We start from the raw sequence: 19196 nt of genomic DNA, 5'->3' as shown, positions 1-19196 counted from the left end.
TGCAGCGCGGCCACCGCTCATGTCATCCGAGCGAACGGTCGGACCGGCTTCCTAGGCAAATCACCGTCACCAGACCCTTCCATGTTATCTCCATCTTATCGGGATTCATTGCTGCTCCCGATCAGTGAGCGGCTCACGCTGGGGCTCAGCAGTCACGTCCAATATTCTTGGACGATCCGGCAGGAGTGGGGCCGCGGGTAGTCCGGTCACCTTGAGAATCTCCCTTTCGTCCAGCGATTCTCGTTGCATCAGCGCTGCAACTAGCGCGTCGAGCCTGGCGCGGTGTTCGCCGAGCAGGCGCTTGGCGTCTTCGTGGCACTCCTTGATGATGCGTGCGACCTCTGTGTCCACAAGCTTTGCCGTGTCTTCGCTGTAGGGCTTGGTGCCGAGCGCGGCAGGGCCGACCCAGCTGTTCTGCCGTGGAGCCAGCTGAACCATGCCGAGCTTGTCGCTCATGCCCCAGCGGGTGACCATCTGCCGAGCCAACCCAGTGGCCTGCTCGATGTCGTTTTCCGCGCCGGTCGTCCGGCTGCCGTAGACGACCTCCTCTGCCGCTCGCCCGCCCAGCATGCCGATGATCTTCGCACGCAGATAAGCTTCGGGATAGTTGTAGCGGTCCGTGAGGGGTCGCTGATAGGTCACGCCAAGCGCCTGCCCTCGCGGAACGATGGTGACACGGTGGACCGGATCGGCACCAGGCACGACCAGCCCTAAGATAACGTGCCCGCCCTCATGGTATGCCACACGTTCCTTGTCCGCCTCGCTCAGGATGATGGGACGCTCCGGCCCGAGCACGATTTTCTCCAGCGCGTCGATGAAGTCCTTGTGGTGGACCTTGTTCTGCCCGCGACGCGCAGCCAGAAGCGCCGCCTCGTTCACAAGGTTCCGGATGTCCGCGCCCGAAACGCCCGGGGTCGTCTGCGCTATTCCTCCGAGGTCGACATCGGCTGCGAGCGGCATCTTGCGTGTGTGGACCTTGAAGATCGCCTCGCGGCCGTTCTTGTCCGGCAAATTGACGACCACGCGGCGATCGAACCGACCCGGCCGCAACAGCGCCCTGTCGAGAACGTCGGGCTGGTTGGTCGCTGCAAGGACGATCACCCCTTCCCGGCTCGAGAAGCCGTCCATCTCCGTCAGAATCTGGTTGAGCGTCTGCTCCTGCTCGCTGGCACCCCCGACCACCGCCTGGCCGCGGGCCCGGCCGATGGAGTCGATCTCGTCGATGAAGATGATGGCCGGCGCATGCTTGCGAGCCTCCAGGAACAAGTCGCGCACGCGCGCGGCGCCCACCCCCACGATCATCTCCACGAACTCCGACCCGCTCATCGAAAAGAACGGCACGTCCGCCTCGCCAGCCACCGCTCGCGCCAGCAGCGTCTTGCCCGTTCCGGGTGCGCCCACCAGAAGCACGCCCTTCGGAGCCGTGCCGCCGAGACGGGTGTATTTCTCCGGGTTCTTGAGGAAATCGACGATCTCGACGAGTTCGTTCTCGGCTTCCTCGATGCCGGCAACATCGTCGAAGGTGACCTTGGTTTCCGTCTCCTTGTCGAAGCGCCTTGCCTTGCTTTTGCCGAGGCCGCCGAATCCTCCAAGCATTCCACCGCCTTGTTTCGCGGCACGGCGGAACAGCCAGACATAGATGCCTATGATCAGGAGCGCAGGACCAAAGGCCGACAGAAGTGTCAGCAGCGGATTGGACTCGACCTGTATCGGCTTGGACCTGATGTCGACACCGCGCTTGATGAGTTCCGTTTCAAGGCCGGAATCGACGAACATGGGCAGGATCGTCGTGAACTTGTCGATGGTGCGAGCCTTGGGGGCGGTTTCGCCTTCAGACGTCGGCGGAGTCCACTGGACCGGAGATTTGAACTTCCCCTCGATCCTGTCTGCCTGCGTATGGATCGCCTCGACATTGTCTTTCGCCAATTCGGCCCTGAACATCGTGTACGATATCGACTCCAGATCTTTAGGCGCGGGGAAAATCAGGCTCACGAGGAAATAGTTGATTGCCAGCAAGACGAAGAATACCACCCACGACTTGCGTGGCGGCATGGCGCTTTTGTCAGCGGCCTTCCCCGGCGCTCGATTGGAACTGGCTTCCATGCCATTAACTGACGTATTCATGCTCAACGTTCCATCCGCGATCAAACGACACCGGACGGCTTTCTCGTGGAGAAATTCTAGTGCCCGTCGATCGCCCTCTTCAGTCCGCCGAGAATGGGGGCGCTCCTATTCCGGTATTACAGAAAGCACTACACCTGCGACTGCTGCCTTGAAGGCCTTGCCGACCTAAGAGGACTCGTAGTCGGTATCGATAGGCAAGTAGTCCTGGATCGGCGAGCCCTCAAACGAGATTTCGACCAACTCCCGCACCCGTATCGGTTTCACAAGCCTCGGCGAGCTTGCGGTTGATCGGGGACCCAACAGGGCTGCCGTTGACATAGCAACCCCTGCACGCGGTCAGAGGCGCTCCGTCTCAACTTCGAACTTTAGGCGCCCGCATTCACTATCGACCCAACTCAACGCGCTGTCACCCCGTCACGCGACTTACCGGACGCTGGCCCACTCCACCCCACGCTACTTTGCCGGCAGTGTATCTTGCCGGGTCACGGTCCCGCCAACCGCCTCCAAGCGGGCGACCAGGATGGCTACGTCCTCGGTGGTCACCTCGGCCACCACTGCTGCCGAGTCTGCAGGAAGGTCCTGCGCCACCTGTTCGGCGAAGGCCTCGCCCGCGGCGCGGTGGGTTATCCCAGCCGCAGCTCCTGAAACCGCCCCGCCTGCCGCAAGGATGGCGACAGCAAGCGGCCCTATCGCCAAACCAGCTAGTCCACCTAGCAGCGCCCCTGCTGCCGTGATTGCCGGACCATCGTCAGCCATCACACGCATCGTCAGCTTTCCCCTGTCCCCCTTCGTCACTGTGGCGGCGCCATGCAGCCGGATGACGTCCTCTGATGCGAGGTCCTTCAGCGCACGGATTCCTCCTTGAGCGCTTGGTAGGTCGGGGAAGATCGCGACAACAAACCTGCTCATGGAAACTGGGCTTTCAGTTTGCCGATCGAGAGATACTGCCACGAGCTTGATGCCAGTTGTAGTGGTGTAACCACCAAGGTCGGCCCCCCCGTCGCCGTACGTTTCGTAGGCCCAGTCACGCAAGCCGGTCTAGATGAAGCGCTCGGCCTTGCCGTTCGTCTTGGGCATGCAGGGGATGCAGACGTGTCACAGCCCCGGGATGCATGCAAACACTTCGGAAGGCAAAGGCTTTGTAGCAGGAAGCCATGCGCACTCATCCAAGCAGTATCAGCCGGGTGTCCTTGGGCATTCCATTCGGCGCCCTAAGCGGGTGATAGCGCAGCCTTGTCTCGCGGCCCGGACGGGCTACATTAGAATGGTGCGACGAGGCGATCTCTCTCTGATTTGAGAGCGTCCGTTTCATCACCGGAATGCGTCGTGAGGAGGCCAAAAATCGACAGAGGAGTTTATGAAATGACCGTCTTTGAGGACCGCAAGAAGCAGTTCGAGGAGCAATTCAGGCACGAGCAGGATCTCCACTTCAGGATCACAGCACGCGCCAACCGGATGTTCGGCGAATGGGCAGCGGCCCGCCTGGATCTTACGGGGGCCGAGGCGGATGATTACGCAGAAGCGGTCGTCCATGCCCAATTCGACAAACCTGACGTCGTTGCGAAGGTCCATGCCGACTTCCAAGCAAAGGGCGTTCCTACAACGGAACGTGAACTTCGCTCCCAGCTTGCCAGTTTGAAAAGAAGCGCTCGACGCCAAGTCATGACGGCTTAGCCGCTCTTCATGCAATTCACCTAGAAGCCGCTAGAGGGACAGGGCGACGGTCAGGTCGGAGGAGGAATCTTGACTGCGTCGAATAAGACGCGCGGGGCCGGATCCATGACGGGTTGGCGGCGCGCCGGCCGCAAGTGACCGCAGCTGGCTGGTCGGTACCGTTGGCCCGCGTCCACCACGTGCACTTCCTCGCAGATGCGCATTTCAATCAGGACATTTCAATCAGGAGAAGCGCCGGATCGTCGACGACGCGTCCCAGCCTGGGATGTTCGACGCTGGGCATGCCGTTCGGGTGCTGTTCCGCTGGAAAGAGGCAATGAAACCCACGCCCACCTGTCCTCCTCGCTGAACCTGCGGCACCCCGCCACTCCGGCGGCGAGCACCGCCATGCTGTCCGACCCCTCCTTAGTCATGCGAACCGTCATATGACCTGTCATATGACTTGGCCGGCTGCCCCGACGGTACAGCAGCTTCTGCGGCACCTCCGGTTCATCCTTGAACTTCGCCCGCCAGTTCTCGAAGCGCTTCAGAACCAGTCCATGCGCTTCGCAATACTCGTGCTGGTTCAGATTGCTGCGTTGCCACGCCTCATGATGCGACCGGCCAGAATGCCTCGCGCTCCTCAGCCGTCCCCATGACCGTCCAGTTGCCCATTCGCCCTCACCTCCTCAGCATAACTCGCCGTGGAAGTCAGATCGCAAATGGCCCGTGGCCAACAAGTGTGCGAGGAATGGACGCTTACCCCCATACCACCCAGTCCCGTCGTCCCGTTCCCTCCCGTTCGCTGTTCGTGCCTTTTAATTCGCTGTTAAGCTGTTTCAAATTCGCTGTTCCTGCATAGCTCACGTCGGGCGCAGCACGACAAAAAGCCCCGCTTTTGCTGCACTTTCTTGCCCTCTGGCCTCAGGTTGGCTCTCAAATCGCCGTAAAATTCCCTGATAATAGCGAATTTGCCGTGGAGAAGGGTTCGAGTGGGACTGCCCCCACAGCCAACCACCCGTACGGAATGTTCTCCGCGGGTGGTCGCCTGTAATTCATCCCGACATTTCCGGCACTTGGCGTCATGCGGCGTCAGTCTGTACGCCCATTTTCGGGCCCCTTTCTCTGAAACCAGGGCCTTTTCCGCCTTTTCTCTCTGAGCCTCATTCTGGCACTTACGCAACAAGATGCAGTCATGATCGACATTCGCAGGCGGAAAGGGTCCTTCGCCGGGCGTTGTGGACTCTACGCTCCGAACTTCTCCTGGAAGAAGTCGCGCATCGCAGCCCACGAACGCTTGTCAGTCTTCTCATTATAGAGGATCGCCGGGTTGAGTGAGCCGTCGGCTTCGGGGTTGGTGAAGCTGTGCAGGGTGTTGCCATACTGAATGACCTGCCAGTCGGCCTTGGCGGCACGCATCTCCTCTTCGAAGGCGACAACTTGATCGGCCGGGATCATCGGATCGTCCGCGCCAGTGCAGGCAAGTATCCCCGCCTTGACGCTTCCCGCTTTAGCCGGCGCCTTGGTCGAGAGTGCGCCGTGGAAGCTGACGACGCCCTTGAGGTCCGCACCACTGCGCGCGAGTTGCAACACGGTCGAACCGCCGAAGCAGAAACCGATCCCACCGAGCCGCGCGGCGTCGACCTCGGGTCGTTGACGCAGCACTTCGAGCGCGGCTCCGGCCCGCGCCAACAGCTTCGGCGGATTGCCCAGCAGATCTGTGATGATCTCGATCGCCTTTGGCAACTCGGTCACCTGCATGCGTTCACCAAACATGTCAGCGGCGAAGGCGACATACCCAAGGCCGGCCAGCATCTTTGCCCGGTCCATCGCGTGCTTGCCGAGGCCGAAAGCCTCGTGCACGACCAGGACTCCGGGGCGGCGCCCGGCTTTCGTCTCGTCATAGGCAAGAAAGCCGCGGCAGGTCAGAGAACCATCGCGGTAGTCAATGTCGGCGGTCTTCATTGGTTACATTCTCCTCTACATCCACAGGTTAAGTCTGGGCAGCTGGCTGGCCCTTGTCGAGAAGCGCCTGCACGATGCTAAGAGTGAGATAAATCGCTAGCTTGATCATCGCGAACCGAAATCGATGCGATTAGAGCGCCACTGTGGTTGCGCTGATCTAAAGGAAGCCGAAGGCGCGACGCTGGTCGGTCCAATTGACCGGAACGTCGCGCTTCATCAGGTCAGCCAGGGTGAGGGAGGCGGGCTGGGTCCCGTCGAGAATGGCCTGCGTGATCGTGGGCGCGAGGTAAGCCAGCTTGATCATGCTGCTCACGTAGGGTCGCGAGCAGCCTTCCTGCCGCGCCAGCTCGTCCAGCGATGCGCCTTCCCGCTCCAGACGCTGGCGCAGATCTCGCGCCCAGACGATCGCCTTCACGAGAGAACGATCGGCTCGCGCCATAGAAGCGTGGCGGGAGACGATCTGCTTTCCTCCCGCTGCTGCCTTCAGCACGGTCACAATGCTCAACACTCCGGAGTCAGCCTCTGCCAGCGTCTCACGCCCTGCCTCGGTCACCTTGATCTCGACGCTGTCGCGACTGATTATGACGCACTCGACCAGATGCCTGAGGCGGATGCGCTTTTGGTCGATGGAGGATTTTGACCATGCCTGCTGCTGCTGTGGTGGCAGCGCCTCGCAAAGTCTCCGGTCGACGATGGATTCAATGGCCTCGGCCGACACACGCCGAACGGATCCCGCTTCGTCCGCCCGTCCTTGCAACAGCGCCTGGCTAACATAGTAACGATAGCGCTGCCCCGTCGTCTTGCGGCTGTGCGACGGGCTCATCAGGTGGCCCCGATCGTCGTATAGATACCCCGCCAAGAGACAGGGTTGGGCCGCTCTTGCGGTTCGATGCGTGCCACGGCGATTGCGGGTCAGCATCGCCTGCACCTGATCCCATAGCTCCTGCGGCACAATCGCCGAATGCTGACCGTCGTATGTTGCTCCGCGATGGGCGATCCGGCCGACATAAAGCGGATTGCGCAGCAGGTAATATAGCGCGCCGCGGCTGTAGCCCAGGCCACCCTTCTGCCGGCCACTGCCCGAGACCCAGGCCTTGCTGACGATGCCTTGCTGCCGGAGCTCGGTCTGAAGCGCGGAGACCGCGCCAAGCTCTAGGTACTGCTGGTAGATGTATCGGACAGTCTCGGCTTCCCGGTCGTTGATCACGAGCCGGCGGTCCTGCAGGTCGTAGCCGAGCGGCAGGTTGCCGCCCATCCACATCCCTTTGCGTTTCGAAGCCGCGATCTTGTCGCGGATGCGCTCGCCCGTGACCTCGCGCTCGAACTGGGCGAAGGAGAGCAGCACGTTCAGCGTAAGCCGTCCCATCGACGTCGTGGTGTTGAACTGTTGGGTGATCGACACGAACGAGGCGCCCTGCCGGTCTAGCGTCTCGACGATGCGAGCGAAGTCCGCCAACGACCGGGTCAGCCGATCGATCTTGTAGACGACGATTACATCGACCAGCCCCTGCCGCAGATCAGCCATCAGCCGCTGCAATGCCGGCCGCTCCATCGTGCCGCCGGAGAAGCCACCATCGTCGTAGGCGGTCTTTACGAGCTTCCAGCCTTCGTGGGCCTGACTCTTTATATACGCTTCACAGGCTTCGCGCTGAGCGTCGAGGGAGTTGAATGCCTGCTCCAGCCCCTCCTCCGACGACTTTCGGGTATAGATCGCGCAGCGTTTGACCTTGGGACTCACGGTCGTGTCCTCTTCAGGCCGAAGAACAAAGGCCCCGACCAGCGGGTGCCGGTGATGCGCCTGGCCACTTCCGACAGGGAGGCGAACCGTTCGCCACGATAGTCGAAGCCCTGGTCCGTCACTTGGACCTGGTGCAGTACTCCCTGCCAGCTCCGCGTCAGCACTAGGCCGGGCTTGAGGGGGCGCCTGGGCATCGGCTTGTGCTGCGGATCGGCCCTGAAGGACTGATGCAGGCGCCGCAGCCGCCGCTGGGTCTCCAAAGGCAGGTCGCCCAGCGCCCTGGCCTGCAGCTCATAAGCCAGTCGACGCCGCAGCATGTGGACGCCGTGGTGCACCGGCACCGCCCCCAGCACCGGGCCGCAGAGCTTGCGCAGCTCGTCGAGGCCGAGATCGTCCAGTCGTCGGATCTCGGCCTCCCGGGCATCTCCGTCAGATCGCATAGCCTTCAGCTCAGGCAGCGATCCGATAGATGCGCTGTCCGTCCTGTACCTTGTCGCTGGTGATCGTGAGCCCCTGCTTCTTCTTCAGTGTGCCCGACATCGCGCCGCGGACGCTGTGGGCCTGCCAGCCGATCGAGGCGCTGATCTGGTCGAGCGTCGCCCCCTCCGGTCGGCGCAGCAGCGCCTCCAGTTGCGAGATTTTGGTCGTACCGGCGGCAACAGTCCCCTGCTTCTTCTTTGCGGTCTTTGCTCGGCCAGTGACCTTGGTGGTCTTCTTCTGCTTGCTCATCGCGTGCTCCATCTGGTGACCGGCGCCAGTGCCGGCGTCCCACATGCACGCTTGCTGTGCCAACGATCTCAAGCAAATCGTCGGATCATGCCATTGCGATATTTACCGCTAACGAGCCATCCTATGGCTGGCGTGAACGTGCCGCTCCGGGGGCCTAGAGTTCAAAACGAAGCGACGATCATTCCATTGCAATGATCGGATGCAGCGAGTCATTCACTGGTGACACAACAACGTGCCAGTGACGATCTGATCGAGGACTTGTGGCCAAATGTACTCAGTTGGCCACAAGCGTCAGAGGAATTCTCGTGGATCCATGCAGCCCCCTGCACTTACTCTCGCCGCTCCACTCCCGACGGCTGTGGTTAAGGGCGTCTCAACACTGGCTTAGTCGCCGACGGCCTTGGCGAGGATACCATCCGCCCAAGGATCATTGTCATGACACTTATCCTGTTGGAGTCGACGGTTGAGCCTCGATCAATGGCAATGTGAGCCCCTCGATTTCCTCGAGCGCTTGTCCGGCGATGCCTTGAAGGTCGCCGTACATGCCTATGGTCGCCTCAATGACACCGCGGATTTGGGCTTCCCTCTTGGCCCAAAGCCTGGTCGCGGCGCGCCGCTCTCTCTCGAGGTCGGCCTGCATATCGGAAAACCTCTCGACGATCGCCTCCACCCTCTGTCGAAACCGCGGCCCAGTTAGGTACTGGTAAACCAGCTCCATCTTCGATTGCTGGCCTTGAGTTGCTTGGCGCGCACCTTGTACTTCGATCAGGGTTTGGCGGAGAGCGATAGCCAAAGGCAAGGCACAGCGAGCATCGGCAACGGCCAGCAGCTCAAGTGCCTGACCGTGACCGACGAGTGGACCAAGGAGAGCCTGGCGATCGAGGTCGACGGCCGCCTCCGCTCCGGCCGGGTCATCGAGGTGCTGGCGCGGCTGATCAGCGAGCGCGGCGCGCCGCTGTATCTGCGTTCCGACAACGGCCCGGAGTTCGTCGCCCGCGCACTGCTGAAGTGGATGGCCGACCAGAAGATCGAGACCGCCCTGATCGATCCCGGCAAGCCGTGGCAGAACGGCGTCAGCGAAAGCTTCAACGGCAAGTTCCGCGACGAGTGCCTCAGCCTCGAATGGTTCCGCTCGCGCGCCGAGGCCAAGGTTGTGATCGAATCCTGGCGGCGGCACTACAACGAGGTGCGGCCGCATTCGAGTCTGGGCTATTTGACGCCGACGGCCTTCGCCGCGAAGCTCAAACAGACCGACGCAGTTCCCGCTTCCGCAACGGGCCGGGACGCTGCGCTCATCGGGGGCTTCGCGCCCCGGCCCGTTGCAACACCGTCCTTGAAAGGACAACAGAGCCAGGAGACGCCAGTTCTCTAAAGTTATCCGTGGTCCGAAGAAACAGGGCAGGTCACTGGCGCATCCAAAGGGACTGACGGGTCTACATTGAGAAACTCACAGATCGCAGATTCCCCCAAGGCGCGTGTCAACAATGCCGCTGCCTCGGACACCTCGGCCAAAACCTCCAACATTTCTGCTCGTGTCGGTTGGCGCTCCTCAACACCACCGGCCAGCGCAATGCTGGGAACCCAGCCTTGCAAAAATTCCTTTAGCCAGTGCGGTGGCGCAGGAGCAATCAAGCGCGCAAGCCTGTCAAAATTCTCCGGCTTGTTGTTCTCGATCATTCGCGCCTGACGGGCTCTTAGGGCGCGAGCAATGGCCGGCTCCAGTGTTCGGTCTGGGTCAGACATGAATCAGAGCCATTGAGGTCAGATCAACACGGCGACATGAAATTCGTTCTGACGTTGTCGCCTCCGCTAACTTCTATTGGAGCCCGGCTTGCGGCCCGCTTTGAGGGGTTTGGGCGGCTTGGCCCCCGCTTCGGGTTCGACCATGAATTCTACCAGCTTGGCTCCGAGCTGCTTGGCAAGCCGCTCTAGCATCAGGATGCCGACATTGACCTGACCGCGCTCCAGTCGCGCGACAAAAGAAGCGTCTGCCTCGGCTCGGCCCGCCAATTCCTCGATGGTCAGCCCCTTTGCGACGCGCAAGCGCCTCACGTTCCAGCCGACCAGTTTTCTCGCCTCCATGCCTGGAAGCGAACAGTCTTGTCACTGGTAATACAGGGTACATATACACTATATTAGTTGTAGTGCGCATACCGCCTCAAGCATGGGCATCGCCGAATGAATCGCAGCAGGAGCAATCGCGTGTGGCTCGCACGAGCCCTATCTCTGAATGAACGCACTGTCCGCTGTGCCATGAACAAAACAATATGCCGTATCGCCATTAGCCTCGTCTTTGTAATGGCTCTACCTGTTCTTCTCTTTGCCCAGGCGCTTCCTGGGCCAGCCCAGGAAGGATGGTTCGTCGTGATAGGCACGAACACGTTTGCTATTCACGACGGCACTTTCGACCGGTCCCAAGCTTGCTTGGCCATGGTTCTCCCTGCCGCGGAACTGAAGGAGCTTCCGATGGAGAAAGCTCGAATACCGGTAAGAAAGTTTGGACCTTATTCATCTGCGCAGGCCGCCACGTCGGCGTTAATGAACGCAGGATGGGTTCGAAACGGAGACGTCGGCTGGATCGCGTCGACCGGCTGCGACGTCGATGAGGACTTCGTGCGGCGAAAGATTGAAGAGGATCGCCAGCAAGCAGAAAAGCAGCAGCGACAACGGATGGAAGCGGAACCGCACCAGGAAGCGGTGAATGCCGCCTCAATAGAGGCCGTCAGAAACAAGATCAGGCCGTGTTGGTCTTCTTTCGGTGGTTACGATGGGGTGATCGTCTCGCTGGTCATCAAAATGAACCGAGACGGCACCCCGGCTTCGGCCGAGGTCCAAGACGTCGGTCGATACAATAAACAAGGTGCCTATCGAGCAGCCGCTGATTCAGCCTGGCGAGCCGTCATGAATCCGCGTTGTCAGCCCTGGCCATTAGACCCCGCGACGTACGACCGGTGGAAAACAATTAATATGACGTTCAATCCGGATCTTTTGAGCCCTATGGCGAAGGGCACAGTGAAACACTGAGTTCATCACCATAACGTCGAAGCATGCGTCGGACTGCCAGTTCCTCGATGGTCAGCCGCTTTGCGACGCGTAAGCGCCTCAAGTTCCAGCCGACCGGCTTTCTCACTTCCATCCCTAGATGCGCACAGTCTTGTCACTGGTAATACAGGGTACATATACATCATATTAGTTGTAAGGCGCGGATTGGAGGGAGCCAGACATGGCCGGCGGCATAGAGATTGCGGTATTGCGCCGCCCTTTAGGGCGCAATCCGGTCAGAAGTGTAGCGCCGTCTCACAATACCACCGTCGCCTGCCCGAAGTGGCTCACCACAATCATGATACTGGCTTTGGTCCTCCCTCTTTCAGTGAGCCAAGCCCCTGCTCAAAGTACACCAGGTGCGGCACAACCCTCACAAGTTGAACCTTCCTACACATTGGACCCGACAGGCACGCAGGTCCTGGAGATAGGCAAACTGGTGCCTACTGGGGCCGGCACCGGCTGCTCATCTCAGTCCACCTCTGGGCGCGTTGTGGCGCGAACCTTGGTCGTGTCCCGGATGGTGGTGTAGCTGGGGAGAGCAAGGCCGCGAGCGAGCGCGCTGTTTGATGGCGCCGTAGCGAGGGAGCGGCCTTGCGGGGGTCACCGGCGATTTCCGGTTAGGGTTTGGTTGCGAGCTCCAACCTGCACGCGAGGAACCACCGATGACCGAAGAGATGATGGACCTGCGTTCGCTTGTCGAGAAGGCCCCTGACGCTGACGTTCTGCGCGAGATGATCGCCTTTGCTGCCGAGCGCCTGATGGAGATCGAGGTCGGTGCGCTGACCGGCGCCGCCCATGGCGAGAAGAGCGCCACGCGACTGGCCCAGCGCAACGGCTATCGCGACCGGGATTGGGAGACGCGGGCCGGCACGGTGGAGCTGCGCATCCCCAAGCTGCGCCGCGGCAGCTACTTCCCCAGCTTCCTCGAGCCGCGCCGCATGGCCGAGAAGGCCCTGACCGCGGTGATCCAGGAGGCCTACATCCAAGGCGTCTCCACCCGATCGGTCGACGACCTGGTCAAGGCCTTGGGCATGAGCGGCATCTCCAAGAGCCAGGTCAGCCGGCTGTGCGAGGAGATCGACCAGCGGGTGAAGGCCTTCCTCGACCGGCCGATCGAGGGCGACTGGCCCTATCTGTGGATCGACGCCACCTACGTGAAGGTGCGCCAGGCCGGCCGCATCGTCTCGGTCGCCGTCATCGTCGCCGTCGGCGTCAACGCCGACGGCCGGCGCGAGGTGCTGGGCATGGATATCGGCCCGTCCGAAGCCGAGACCTTCTGGACGGCGTTCCTCAGGAAGCTGACGCGCCGCGGCTTGCGCGGCGTCAAGCTGGTCATCTCCGACGCCCATGAAGGTATCAAGGCAGCGATCTCCAAGATCCTCACCGCCACCTGGCAGCGCTGCCGCGTCCACTTCATGCGCAACGCCTTGGCGCATGCCGGCCGAAGCGGACGCCGCGTGGTCTCGGCCTTCATCGCCACCGCCTTCGCCCAGGACGATGCCGAGCAGGCGCGTGCGCAGTGGCGGCGTGTCGCCGATCAGCTCCGACCCAAGGTCCCCAAGCTGGCTACCCTGATGGACGAGGCAGAGCCCGATGTGCTCGCCTACATGAGCTTCCCGGCACAGCACCGGGTCAAGCTGCACTCGATCAACCCCCTGGAGCGCCTCAACGGCGAGATCAAGCGCCGCACCGAGGTCGTCGGCATCTTCCCCAATGAAGCGGCCATCGTTCGACTCGTCGGGGCCATCCTGCTCGAGCAGAACGACGAGTGGGCCGTCCAGCGCTCCCGCTACATCACGCTGGAAAGCATCGCCCCCGTAAGCGATGATCCTCTCGTCGGGCTGCCTGCTGTGGCTGCCTGATCGATCCGGCTCACGCCGAAGATCGCTGTGCTGACTCAGCGCCAGCTACACCACGTCTCGGGGCACGATCCGAACCTTCGATAAGGACGAAGCCACCGTGATCGTGAACTTCACGATCGAAGATGAAACTGGTGCACGGACAGTCATCAACGTCGATCCCACATCGTTCGCGAACTCCGGTGCGGTTACAAGAGGTTGGCTGACTCGCGGCCTCCAAACGCTCTTGCGAGCGGGGAACACTGTTTCTCTTCAGCTTGCCCTTTGTGGCGTTGCAGGCCGTGTCGTCTTTTTGGAAGCGGCCTCGCGGGGACCCGGCGTCGGAAAGGGACAAGGGCACTCTACTGAAGAGGCAAAGTCGCTGCCCCGCACTAGTTCGAGTTCGATACCACGCGGGGGAGCCCCCCAAGACGACTGCGATACGCTTGCCGCAAATCCCACCGATGCCCAACGCTATCCAGGCGCTCCCGGCGTCCAGTTCAAGGAACTGCACGCGAATTTGGATGCTGCAATAAAGGCGTGCGCAGCAGCTGCGGATGCCCATCCGGCCGAGCTACGGTTCAAGTATCAGCTTGCGCGTGCCTTACAATACCGAGACAAGAAAGCTGCAGCGGCGCTCTTTCAGCAACTTGTTGTTGCTCACTATGCAGCTGCATTTGACAACTTGGGCTGGATCTACATTTCCGATTCGAAGGACTACCCGAGGGCCATTCAACTCTTCCAGGCCGGGTATGCATTGGGTGACGCAGACTGTGCCGCCAGTCTGTTCACGATGATCGATGAAAAGCGACTGGACGTGCCCAATCCGAACCAGATGCGTCTCCAGTTGCTTGAAAAAGCAGCCGCAGCAAATCACGCCGGAGCGCTAGCTGCGTTACCAATAGAGCGTGCACGGCAAGGCATCGTAGCCAATGGTGCAGCGAAAACGCCTTCCTCGCCCAGTGATCAGTCGCCAGCCCCGACGACACTGCCGAGCCCCAAACAGGCAAAGGCCGACGTCTGCGCCAAGGTCCCCTTCGATTCTTCGTACGCCAAGTACGACATTTTCGTCGACACGATCGGAAAGAAGGTGTTCTTGACGACAGACAGGATCGACTACTTCTTGTCGCAGGTATGCCGCGCCAAACACGGCGAGTTGGATCGCAGTGCACTGATCAACGTCGGCTTGACCGACCAACAGATCGACGCGGCAGACGACAGCATCGACCTCGCCGCGACATTCATGATCAAGTTGCACCACATCCTGCAGTAGGACACGACCATGCTTTGGTTGCAGCACCCTGCAGTCGGCGATGCCGCTACACATGTGGCACATGCCCCGCTACAGGCATCGCAACCCTCATTGCCAATCGCGGTACCTCGACCATCGCAGGCGGTTTCGGGAACGCCATTGTGTGCAAGGTTGGCGTGGCTCCTGAGGCGGCCAGCGAAGATGGCCTTGTCAACTTTTGTGCCCTTGTTTGTGTTAGCGGCACTTACAAATTGCATGCAGCTTCCCGCCGAAACGGATCCCTGCAACACGTCGCACAATGCGAGCCGAATTCTCGACGGCCTCCATAAGGTGCCGGGCTACGAAAAAGCGACCCTGCGCGATGTCGCCACCGTACCGAGAACGAACGTCGACTTCCCGTCGACGAGTACCGGCGATGCTTTGTTCGTTTGCCACTTAACGGTGGTCAACGCCGACGGAACGGAGATGTCGGGCAGACTCGCGGTAAGCGGAAATCCGACCGCCTACACCTTCACAAGTGATGCCGACCATCAACGGAGAGTCGCAGCAGCCCAGGAACAGGCGAGACGGGAAGCCGCAATACCGCCTGATGTTCGGATGCGCCAACAGCTAGAGCGCGCGATGCATGTGCAGATGTGCCAAGCAAAAATGACGATAATTGCAAAGGCGATCTCCTACAAGATGTCTGGCTTTTCGCAAGCAGCAGCCGCAGAACTGATCACAAGAAACGAAGCCTATGGCCCTCAGGGGCAAGTTTATCGAGGCTCAGCGGCAGCTGAAACGGCCATCCAAACTTGGGTGGCTGAGGTATATGCCGACCCTAATGCTCGTTTTCCCGGCTTTGATCCGCGCATGATCTTGGACCGTTGCATGATGGAGGCATCCGTCAGCGCAGCACGTTCTCCGTGATTCCGGCATACGCGGCCAACGCTGAGGGTAGTTACATGACCAATCACTTGGTCATCCGCCTGCCTTTGGCCGGCTTGGCGATATGGATGGCATTGATGACAATGCCGGCTAGAGCTGATGATTGCTGTCGATTGCAACATCCGACACACGAAAGTGGTATAGAATATTCTACAAATGGTAGTACGCTACCGTGTCTCGTTTAAGAGGATTCTTACTGGGGGGAATATTGAATAGACGTAGAATTACTTTGGGAATTTTGGGGCTTGTTTCGACAGTGGCGTCGATAACCGATGCTAGTGCACGCGGCGGTGGAGGTCACGGTGGTGGCAGTCATAGCGGCGGCGGAGGCCACGGCGGATATGGGACCGGCAGCAATTCAAGTAGTCATTCGGTGAAGGGCTACAGCAAGCGCGACGGTACCTATGTGCAACCCCACCATCAGACCAATTCCAACAGCTCGACACGCGACAACTACGGCACGCGCGGCAACGTCAATCCATACACCGGGAAGGTGGGCACAAAGTCTCCCAAAGACTAAGCCTGCTGCTTCTCAAAGAACGTGATGGTCTTCCGCGGCACCGCCAAAACCCAATCACGATACTCCTTCTCAACCCACTCGATCAGGAAACCCGCGTAGTTCATCGGGTCACCTATTGAGTTATCGGAGAGCCCATTCGATCACGTCGGCCTTGGTAGAGAGGCCGGTGCACAGCTCATCCGCAGTCATGCTTAAGCAAACGCTCAGACGTTTGGGGAAACAGGCAGCCGCATTTTTGCTACACTTGCTCGAGCGGCGCTGCAAGCTTTGCGATTTCCATAATCGCCGTTCTGCGAGCACTGCAGCGCGGGCACGCCGATATGAATCAAGGGTCCGCAAGGCCGCTTGGACGAGCTGCCGCAACGCGTAGGTGCCGGCGGCTAACAACGATGCATGTCATGTAACGTCCCTGGCACGTGCGGCAACCGATGTGCGGTGGTTGCTGACCCAAATTTTGATATCGGCTTAGTATCGCTCCCTGCTTCGACCAACTTGTAGGTCCGAGACTGCAAGTCGTACGAGCGATGCAATGCTGCTCGGGACGTGGCGAGCCTTTCGCTTGAGAGACTGTCCAGTTCCGCTTGCCGTACGGTCCAGAGCCTTCTGTTCTGCCGAATGGCCGAAATGAGCGTCTGATTCTCTATGGTGCAATCCGCCGCTGTCCGCAGGCGGGAGCTCGGGGCATCATGTGCGCCAGTGCCGCTGTCTCTCAGCCGTCGACGCCTGATAGCCTCAGCCGACGATGGGTAAGTCTAGCCGCTGCTGCATCGGATACAAGAGCAGTTGTTAAGCGGCCTTCTCGATCTCGACGAGCCTGATTGCGTGGACAGCCGCCGGCTTCTGAAACTCGACGGCCTCGGCCACCGCGCTGCCGTCCAGCCAGCGGTCTCCTCGAGCGACATGCATGCGGCGATGGCATACGCCCCTAGGCCGCCTTCTCGGTCCCCGATTTGATGCACGAGCGCGTGATTGCCGACATGGAGCGCCGCTCGGTTCCTTGGCGTCAGCCCTCAGTGTTAGATGCGAATCCGAAGATCCAAAGGCTGGTCGAGGGGCCCTAAGGGCGACCAGTATCTGATCAGTATCCTCATTGAAGCAACTAAGCAGTCCAGTGGCAGTTAGTACACTGTAGGATTTGCGTGCACAGATCACCGCTCGCTGGTCCGACGATTCGTCATTCTTGACAGGTGCGCCCGTGACCCAGCCTTTAATTCTCGTCGTCGAAGACGAGGCGATCCTCCGACTAAGCGCCATTTCCATTCTCGAGGACGGCGGCTTCGATACGCTGGACGCTGCATCCGCAGACGAGGCCATCGTGCACCTCGAAACCAATCCGCTGGTCCTGATCGTATTTACGGACATAAACATGCCGGGGAGCATGGATGGACGGCGCCTGGCGCTCGTCATTCGGAGCCGGTGGCCGCCGGTCGACCTGGTTTTGACCTCGGGCCAGGTTCTCGTCGCTAAGCAAGACATTCCGGCGCGCGGCCACTTCCTGCCGAAGCCCTATAGCGCGGAGCAGCTGGTCCACATCATGCGCTCCTTCGGCCACCAGTAACCTTCCCACGTCAGTCGATGCATCGCTGACGGGCCTCCACGCACAAGAGCGCTCCACACAGCGTCAGGCGGCGGCGTACCTGCCCTTGTAGTGATAGGTGCTAGCCCCCACTTCTGTACCTCCATCTTAGGAGGCGCGAAATGACCGTGAACCGGAGTGCCGACGCCTACGTCGGTGCCTTGCCTGCGCATAGACGAAAGAAAATCGCCGAAGTGGCAATTAGCCATGTGCTGGCTTCCATCGGAAGCGGTGCCCGGGCTGACGGACTTTACGAGCGACATCATATCGAGTTGGCGATTGGCCATCTCCGGCGTGGCTATTATCAGCAGGCTTGGGCAGAAGGTCTTCTGGCCGAGGCGCGGATGGATGGCCGAACCTTCGCATCCGATGTGTCCGAATGGAACTTCACACCGGCCACAATTGAGAATCTGCTCAAAGATTTCTTGGAGGTGCAGGCTGAGCCAGCCAGTGCTTGGGTCGTCTTGCCGTAAACGTGCTGTGACAGGTCTCATATTCAATCAGGCAGACTCGCCCCTCGCTGGAAGGCGGTAAGGCGACCGCGATAATGCTGGCCCTACCGCCAGATCTATACTTTATCGAGGGCGAGCTGGATCGATCCAATCGATCGTCTCAACGGTTCCCCAAACCGTCGCAACGGCAATTGCGAGGGAAGCAAGTGCAGCAAGCATCGCAACCAGAAAGGCGATGCCATCTTCCTCGAGATAGGCGAGCGCCAGGAGCGTGATTGTAAGCGCTGGCAGCACGTTGCCGAATGGCACGGGCAGAATCATCGTCAGTCCGAGAAGCAGCACTACGATTCCCGTAAGCCGCTTGGCCATGTCAAAGGGTCGTGGCCAGCGCGGCCGGATCAGGCTCTCCATCCATGCTAGCCGCGGTGTGACAATGCTGATGAGTCGAGCCAGCCGGTCGACACTGATCTTCCTGCGAGCAATCAAGCGCGGCAGCACAGCTACATCGTGCCCGAGGATGATCTGAATGGCTGGCCAGGCAACCAGCAGACCAACGATTGTCGACGCTCCGGGAAGCAACGCGACCACCGCCATCACAAGGAAGGTCAGGCCAAATGATCGCCGACCCAATTGCTCCACGAGCCAACCGATCGACACTTCGCTGTCCTGGGCCTGACCAAGCATCTTCGAAAGCTGGACCGACGTGGGGACATAGTTGCGCGCTTCCATGTGATTGAAATCCCGCTTCGGCGGTTTGCGGCGGTCGCCTTGAGGCCGAGGAGCAACGAGGCCATCTTTTACCACCCAGCCGCAGGCAATCATGGAGGCCAAACGATTGCTGGAAGCTGTGGTTCCTAGGCAATGCACGAATCCATCATTGCCCGGAGCGACGAAGACGCGCATCCTTGCGGCATCGCTGGCTAAGGAGTACCGAGCGCCAGCGGCTGAGAGACAGCGGCATCAACGACAACCAAGAATGCCCCGCGTTCCCGCTCACCTTCAAAATGATGGAGAGCGCCGTGATGCTGTGCGGCACCAATCTTGGGGGTTCGCCCGCGTCGGTGGACGCAGATGAAGCTCCGCCCGGCTTGCTCAGCACACGGAGCCAGGTAACCGTACGGGCACAGCGCATTATCCGCGCAAGCCTAATTGCACTACTGTCTATTGTGGGCGCTGTGCCGGCTTTCGCTGAGGATACCCATAGGCTGAGTATAGAGTGCTCTCATGGCAGCACCGCTGATCAGAGAATTGCCAGTTGCTCTCACCTAATATCGTTAGGCTACCTGGATGCTAAAGCTCTTGTCGAAGCGTTCCACAATCGCGGCAACGCCTATGATGACAAGGGACATATGAGCGCGCTATCGATAACTACGATCG

Annotated in this window: 16 protein-coding genes and 2 pseudogenes; 8 read left to right on the top strand and 10 right to left on the bottom strand. The window is 60.3% G+C overall.

Features of this window, described 5'->3' with window-relative positions; translation table 11 throughout:
• Positions 1–105: 105 nt before the first annotated feature.
• Together ftsH and OJF58_RS19370 are read right to left on the bottom strand one after the other, a co-directional pair.
• Entirely contained in the window at positions 106–2124 is a 2019-nt protein-coding gene (gene ftsH / locus OJF58_RS19375; protein WP_300779395.1) for an ATP-dependent zinc metalloprotease FtsH, read from the bottom strand.
• Positions 2125–2577: 453 nt separating this feature from the next.
• Entirely contained in the window at positions 2578–3033 is a 456-nt protein-coding gene (locus OJF58_RS19370) for a DUF1269 domain-containing protein (RefSeq protein ID WP_300779394.1), read from the bottom strand.
• Positions 3034–3486: 453 nt separating this feature from the next.
• Between OJF58_RS19370 and OJF58_RS19365 the strand changes: the two genes are divergently transcribed.
• Positions 3487–3798 (top strand): DUF1476 domain-containing protein, encoded by a 312-nt coding sequence (locus OJF58_RS19365; RefSeq protein ID WP_300779393.1) that lies wholly within the window; start codon positions 3487–3489, stop codon positions 3796–3798.
• Positions 3799–5022: 1224 nt separating this feature from the next.
• Here OJF58_RS19365 and OJF58_RS19360 read toward each other — a convergent pair.
• From OJF58_RS19360 to OJF58_RS19340, 5 genes and pseudogenes are all read right to left on the bottom strand, one after another.
• Positions 5023–5742: a dienelactone hydrolase family protein gene (locus OJF58_RS19360; protein ID WP_300779392.1), complete on the bottom strand. Its 720-nt coding sequence runs from the start codon at positions 5740–5742 to the stop codon at positions 5023–5025.
• 157 nt (positions 5743–5899) lie between these two features.
• The gene (locus tag OJF58_RS19355) at positions 5900–7480 is read right to left on the bottom strand and encodes a recombinase family protein (RefSeq protein ID WP_300779391.1); all 1581 of its coding nucleotides are present in this window, start codon (positions 7478–7480) and stop codon (positions 5900–5902) included.
• A complete protein-coding gene (locus tag OJF58_RS19350; RefSeq protein WP_300779390.1) occupies positions 7477–7920 on the bottom strand; it encodes a DUF2924 domain-containing protein in 444 nt (147 codons plus the stop codon). Before OJF58_RS19350 ends, OJF58_RS19355 begins: the two co-directional genes overlap by 4 nt.
• 10 nt (positions 7921–7930) lie before the next feature.
• Positions 7931–8209: a DUF3489 domain-containing protein gene (locus tag OJF58_RS19345; protein WP_300779389.1), complete on the bottom strand. Its 279-nt coding sequence runs from the start codon at positions 8207–8209 to the stop codon at positions 7931–7933.
• A 442-nt stretch (positions 8210–8651) separates the two neighbouring features.
• Positions 8652–9044: pseudogene (locus OJF58_RS19340) on the bottom strand (DUF2130 domain-containing protein); the annotation flags it as partial.
• Here OJF58_RS19340 and OJF58_RS19335 point away from each other — a divergent pair.
• Positions 9027–9431 (top strand): annotated as a pseudogene (locus OJF58_RS19335) (integrase core domain-containing protein); the annotation flags it as partial. The pseudogenes OJF58_RS19340 and OJF58_RS19335 overlap by 18 nt on opposite strands.
• A 152-nt stretch (positions 9432–9583) precedes the next feature.
• On the opposite strand, the gene OJF58_RS19330 reads toward OJF58_RS19335, so the two are convergent.
• On the bottom strand, positions 9584–9886 hold the full coding sequence (locus tag OJF58_RS19330) for a hypothetical protein (RefSeq protein ID WP_300779388.1): 303 nt from the start codon (positions 9884–9886) through the stop codon (positions 9584–9586).
• A gap of 132 nt (positions 9887–10018) precedes the next feature.
• Complete coding sequence (locus tag OJF58_RS19325; protein ID WP_300779387.1) at positions 10019–10291, bottom strand: helix-turn-helix transcriptional regulator; 273 nt, start codon at positions 10289–10291, stop codon at positions 10019–10021.
• A gap of 120 nt (positions 10292–10411) precedes the next feature.
• Between OJF58_RS19325 and OJF58_RS19320 the strand changes: the two genes are divergently transcribed.
• The 6 genes from OJF58_RS19320 to OJF58_RS19295 all read left to right on the top strand — a co-directional run bounded on the left by OJF58_RS19320 (position 10412) and on the right by OJF58_RS19295 (position 17840).
• On the top strand, positions 10412–11233 hold the full coding sequence (locus OJF58_RS19320; protein WP_300779386.1) for a cell envelope integrity protein TolA: 822 nt from the start codon (positions 10412–10414) through the stop codon (positions 11231–11233).
• Between the two features lie 683 nt (positions 11234–11916).
• Positions 11917–13116 (top strand): IS256 family transposase, encoded by a 1200-nt coding sequence (locus OJF58_RS19315; protein ID WP_300779380.1) that lies wholly within the window; start codon positions 11917–11919, stop codon positions 13114–13116.
• Positions 13117–13213: 97 nt separating this feature from the next.
• On the top strand, positions 13214–14365 hold the full coding sequence (locus tag OJF58_RS19310; protein ID WP_300779385.1) for a hypothetical protein: 1152 nt from the start codon (positions 13214–13216) through the stop codon (positions 14363–14365).
• 180 nt (positions 14366–14545) lie between these two features.
• Complete coding sequence (locus OJF58_RS19305) at positions 14546–15253, top strand: hypothetical protein (protein ID WP_300779384.1); 708 nt, start codon at positions 14546–14548, stop codon at positions 15251–15253.
• A gap of 1733 nt (positions 15254–16986) precedes the next feature.
• Entirely contained in the window at positions 16987–17349 is a 363-nt protein-coding gene (locus tag OJF58_RS19300; protein WP_300779383.1) for a response regulator, read from the top strand.
• A 140-nt stretch (positions 17350–17489) separates the two neighbouring features.
• Positions 17490–17840, top strand: a complete 351-nt coding sequence (locus OJF58_RS19295; RefSeq protein ID WP_300779382.1) for a hypothetical protein — start codon at positions 17490–17492, stop codon at positions 17838–17840.
• A 102-nt stretch (positions 17841–17942) separates the two neighbouring features.
• On the opposite strand, the gene OJF58_RS19290 is transcribed toward OJF58_RS19295, so the two are convergent.
• The gene (locus OJF58_RS19290) at positions 17943–18722 is read right to left on the bottom strand and encodes an exopolysaccharide biosynthesis protein (RefSeq protein ID WP_300779381.1); all 780 of its coding nucleotides are present in this window, start codon (positions 18720–18722) and stop codon (positions 17943–17945) included.
• Positions 18723–19196: the final 474 nt, after the last annotated feature.

The organism is Enhydrobacter sp. (assembly GCF_030246845.1).
In the GTDB taxonomy this organism is placed as follows: Bacteria; Pseudomonadota; Alphaproteobacteria; order Reyranellales; family Reyranellaceae; genus Reyranella.
Note: the sequence above shows the minus strand (reverse complement) of the source record. Positions and strands in the feature narration are given on the sequence as shown.